Origin of the sequence: Sutterella sp. (assembly GCF_030539355.1) — a bacterium.
In the GTDB taxonomy this organism is placed as follows: Bacteria; Pseudomonadota; Gammaproteobacteria; order Burkholderiales; family Burkholderiaceae_F; genus Sutterella.
The window spans coordinates 1-3,708 of record NZ_JAUNSF010000166.1 but is presented as its reverse complement, the minus strand read 5'-3'; the positions used below and the strand labels follow the sequence as shown (position 1 = coordinate 3,708).

Sequence of the window (3,708 nt, the reverse complement as noted above, 5' to 3'; positions counted from 1 at the left end):
CAAGCCGTTAGGGGAGTCTCCTCGCTTCCCTAACGGCCATAGAGTTACAGATCAACGGCAACGGCCTCGTCTACGTCGGCTCCGACGGCTCCGACGTCAATATCTCGACGGCCACCGACGAGATCAGCCAGGCCTACAGCGACAGCGGCATCTCGAAGGATCTCTCGCTCACGGGCATCCTCTACATCGACTCGGCCGAGCCCTTCTCGGCTGGCGCGGGCGGCCTGACCGTCGGCTCCGGCTCCGTGACGGCCAACACCCTGACGATCGCCTCCGACGGCGCGATGATCCTGACGAGCACTGCGCTCGGCACCGGCACCTCGGACGAGAGCGGAAAGACGACTTACACCTCGCCCATCACGAGCAATGTGGTGAACGACGGCACCGTGATGTTCAAGGGCATGAAGCTCGCGACCAACACCGAGATCGTCCTGACCTCCGGCACGCTCACCGGCTCCGGCACCTACCTCTCCGGCAACATCCTCTACGAGGCCGTTGTCGAGGAAGGCAGCAACAAGATCACCTTCGGTCTGAGCTCGACGGGCGTCGCCGCGCTCCAGAGCGGACTCGAGAGCGGTCTCTCCGACATGATCACGCAGCAGGCTGCGAATGGCGGCTTTGACTCGACCCGCACGGACGGCCAGGGCTACCTCGCCAGGATCCTCGAGTCCACGGTGACGAACGCCGACGGCTCGGTCAACACCGAGGCCACCGCCGCTGCGATCAGCCAGAAGATCACCTCGGCCGCGAGCAGCGCCGCGAAGTCCGGTGCCTTCGAGACGTCGACCCTCTCGGTCGGCATGATCACGGGCTTCACGGAGTCCCGCCTCGGCTTCAACACGGCCGCGGGCGCTCCCGCCACGGTGCGCCTCACGGGCATGAGCCACGCGTTCTCGCTCGAGGGTGCGTATGCTGACGTGGGCGGCTTCACGACGATGACCGACTCGCAGATGCCGGTGAGCTCCTCGCTCTCGACCTTTGCCGATGACGCCACCATCGCCTGGGTGTCGCCTGTCTACACGAAGACCAAGTCCGACGGCTTCGGCGCGGGTAACTTCACCACCGGCGTCGACGCCGACCTCTACGGCGTTGCGCTCGGCGTTGACTGGGCCGCGGCCGATGACACCCGCTTCGGCATCGCCTTCCAGGCGGGCACGGGTGACATCGACAGCAACGGCACTCTCGCCACGTCCTCGACCGACTACGACTACTACGGCGTGACGGCCTACTTCGGCCGCCAGGCCGGCGACTGGACGATCGTGGGCGACGTGAGCTTCGGCTACATCGACGGTGATGTCACGCAGTACAACGCCGCCGGCGTCATCAAGGCCGACTCCACGTCGAAGATCTTCTCGGCTTCCGCGAAGGCCCGTTACACGTTCGAGACGGAATACGTTGACATCGCCCCGTACTTCGGTGCGCGCTTCAACTTCGTTCACATCGACAGCATGGACGGCAAGGAAAACGGCAGCGTGATCCTGCACACCGACGCGACGACGAAGACCTATGCGGAGATCCCGCTCGGCATCCAGTTCAGCAAGCCGATGAAGACCTCGGGCGGCATCGTGTTCAAACCCGTTCTTGATCTCTCGGTCATCCCGGTGATCGGCGACAAGAACCTCGAGACCACGACCCGCTTCACGGGTGTTGACTACACCGCGTCGACCACGACCGAAGTGCTTGACCGCGTCAACTACTCCGCGAAGCTCGGTCTCACCGCTGAGTACAAGAACGTGGGCTTCGGCCTCGGCGTCGGGTACCTCGGCAGCGAGAACGTGGACAACTACTCGGTGACCGCGAACCTCCGCTTCGCCTTCTAACCCAGGACACCCCTGCGGCAGTTCTCCTCTCATGGGGGCTGCCGCCGGGATCCACACGCCCGGAGCCCCGCAGTTCGAACCGGTTGCACGTCGGTTTGAGCGGAAGGGCTCCGGAGACAATCTCTTTCCAACGGCGCCGCCGTCCTTTCCTCTCTCAGGTTTCTCGGAAAGGACGGCGGCGTTTCATTTGCCCTCATCATCCGAAGCTGCAGGGGCAGTCCGCTCGCCGGTCGCGGCTGTCAGTCGCAGCGACAAGACAAGAGGCCGCCACCGGGGTCATGATCAGCCAGGCGGCCGACACTGCGCGGTAATACATCAGGAATCTGCGAAATATATGGCGGCGGAGGCTGTTTCCGGGTGTCTCCCCGTGCCTGCGTCAGGAAGCGGTAATGGCCGTCCGCGACACTGATTCCGAGGGCAGGGCGATGAGCCGTCCTGTCAATCCGTGAATCTGCGAGGAGGACAGTAATGCCGCTGATCGAAATGACACCGGAAGAGGCTGCGGAGTACAAGAGAACGCATCCCCTGGGCACGACTCTGATGTTCATCGGCCCCTGGGCGAGACCGCCTCGGACCACCGCTCAAGGGAAGCGTCCGAGCCGGCGTGAGGAGCGCGCCGAGATCGACGCCGTCCTCGCCGCCCGCAACAGGAGGCTGAGCGAGACGGAGAAGGAGGTCCTGGAAATCTCCGTGCAGGGCGGGAGGCGCGTCATCCGCAGCCGGGCGAGCTGGGTGACATTGTTTGTCGAGGTGAGCCCCGGGAAGTGGGAGGTTCCGAAGCGGACGGACGATGACCCGCTCTGGGCGGCTACCCTGGCGATGCATCCGCTGCTGACGCGGGAGGATGTGGAGGACATGGCGGAGGGACTCGGCTTCTGAGCCGTTGTCTCTGCGGGCTTCTTCAAGGAGAACAGGAAATGGCGAAGGTGATCTTTCTGGAGGGCGAGGAGGAGAAGAAGGAGTTCGGGCCTTTGGGCACGACGCTCATCTTCAGCGCTGCTCCGACGGGCAGCACGCGATCAAGTTCGCAGTTGTCCTCCGCACGAGCAAAGCGCCCGAGCCGGCGGGAGGAGCGCGCCGAGATCGACGCCGTCCTCGCCGCCCACAACAGGAGGCTGAGCGAGACGGAGAAGGAGGTCCTGGAAATCTCCGTGCAGGGCGGGAGGCGCGTCATCCGCAGCCGGGCGAGCTGGGTGACATTGTTTGTTGAGGTGAGCCCCGGGAAGTGGGAGGTCCCGAAGCGGACGGACGACGGACCGTACTACGCGGCGACTCTGGCAATGCACCCGTTGCTCACGCGGGAGGATGTGGAGGACATGCTCGACGGGCTCGGTCTGACCTGAGACGCTGCCGTTGCAGACTTTCAGGCTTTTTTCAAGGAGAGCGGGTATGGGAAAGGTGATTATTCTGAAGGGAGAGGAGTCGAGGAAGTTCTTCGGACCGCTCGGCACGACGCTCATCTTCAGCGGCCCGCCGAAGGGCGGCCCGCAGGTGTCTGCCGGTACTGAAACCGAGGAGCAGGAGACCGTCGGGACGCCCCGCGAGGGTTCGCCGGCAGATCGGATCCGACAGGATCAAAACGCTCCGCATCGAGGGGCTCGACGGCCTGAGGATGAGTGAGAGCCTTGTGAACGAGGCACCTTGAAGCGGAAGCTCACAGGCTCCTGGGCGGGCTGACTGATCCTCAGGGCGCCTGCCATCGACAATCAGGTCTCCTCGTTACCCTGGCGCGGCCGGCGGGGACAAGGTAAGAGACGCGCATGCCGGCCCGGGCCCGACCTGCCCGTGGGAAGGAAAGGTTCCGCAAAAGCTAATTTTTCTCAAAGTATCGGGCGATAGCCTTCGGGAAACTTTGATTAATTCCCGAGGAAGAATCCCCATGTTTTTG

The 3,708-nt window shown here is 63.9% G+C and carries 3 protein-coding genes; all 3 read left to right on the top strand.

Annotated elements, in window-relative coordinates; all coding sequences use genetic code 11:
• Positions 1-245: 245 nt before the first annotated feature.
• The 3 genes from Q4F91_RS13090 to Q4F91_RS13080 all read left to right on the top strand — a co-directional run bounded on the left by Q4F91_RS13090 (position 246) and on the right by Q4F91_RS13080 (position 3,163).
• On the top strand, positions 246-1,820 hold the full coding sequence (locus tag Q4F91_RS13090) for an autotransporter outer membrane beta-barrel domain-containing protein (RefSeq protein WP_303338175.1): 1,575 nt from the start codon (positions 246-248) through the stop codon (positions 1,818-1,820).
• A gap of 468 nt (positions 1,821-2,288) precedes the next feature.
• A complete protein-coding gene (locus Q4F91_RS13085) occupies positions 2,289-2,699 on the top strand; it encodes a hypothetical protein (RefSeq protein ID WP_303338174.1) in 411 nt (136 codons plus the stop codon).
• A gap of 38 nt (positions 2,700-2,737) precedes the next feature.
• The gene (locus Q4F91_RS13080; RefSeq protein ID WP_303338173.1) at positions 2,738-3,163 is read left to right on the top strand and encodes a hypothetical protein; all 426 of its coding nucleotides are present in this window, start codon (positions 2,738-2,740) and stop codon (positions 3,161-3,163) included.
• Positions 3,164-3,708 lie beyond the last annotated feature (545 nt).

What these genes read in the sequence shown, in the direction of transcription:
- Q4F91_RS13085 (WP_303338174.1), top strand. Translation starts at nt 2,289, where the DNA reads ATGCCGCTGATCGAAATGACACCGGAAGAGGCTGCGGAGTACAAGAGA.
- Q4F91_RS13080 (WP_303338173.1), top strand. Translation starts at nt 2,738, where the DNA reads ATGGCGAAGGTGATCTTTCTGGAGGGCGAGGAGGAGAAGAAGGAGTTC.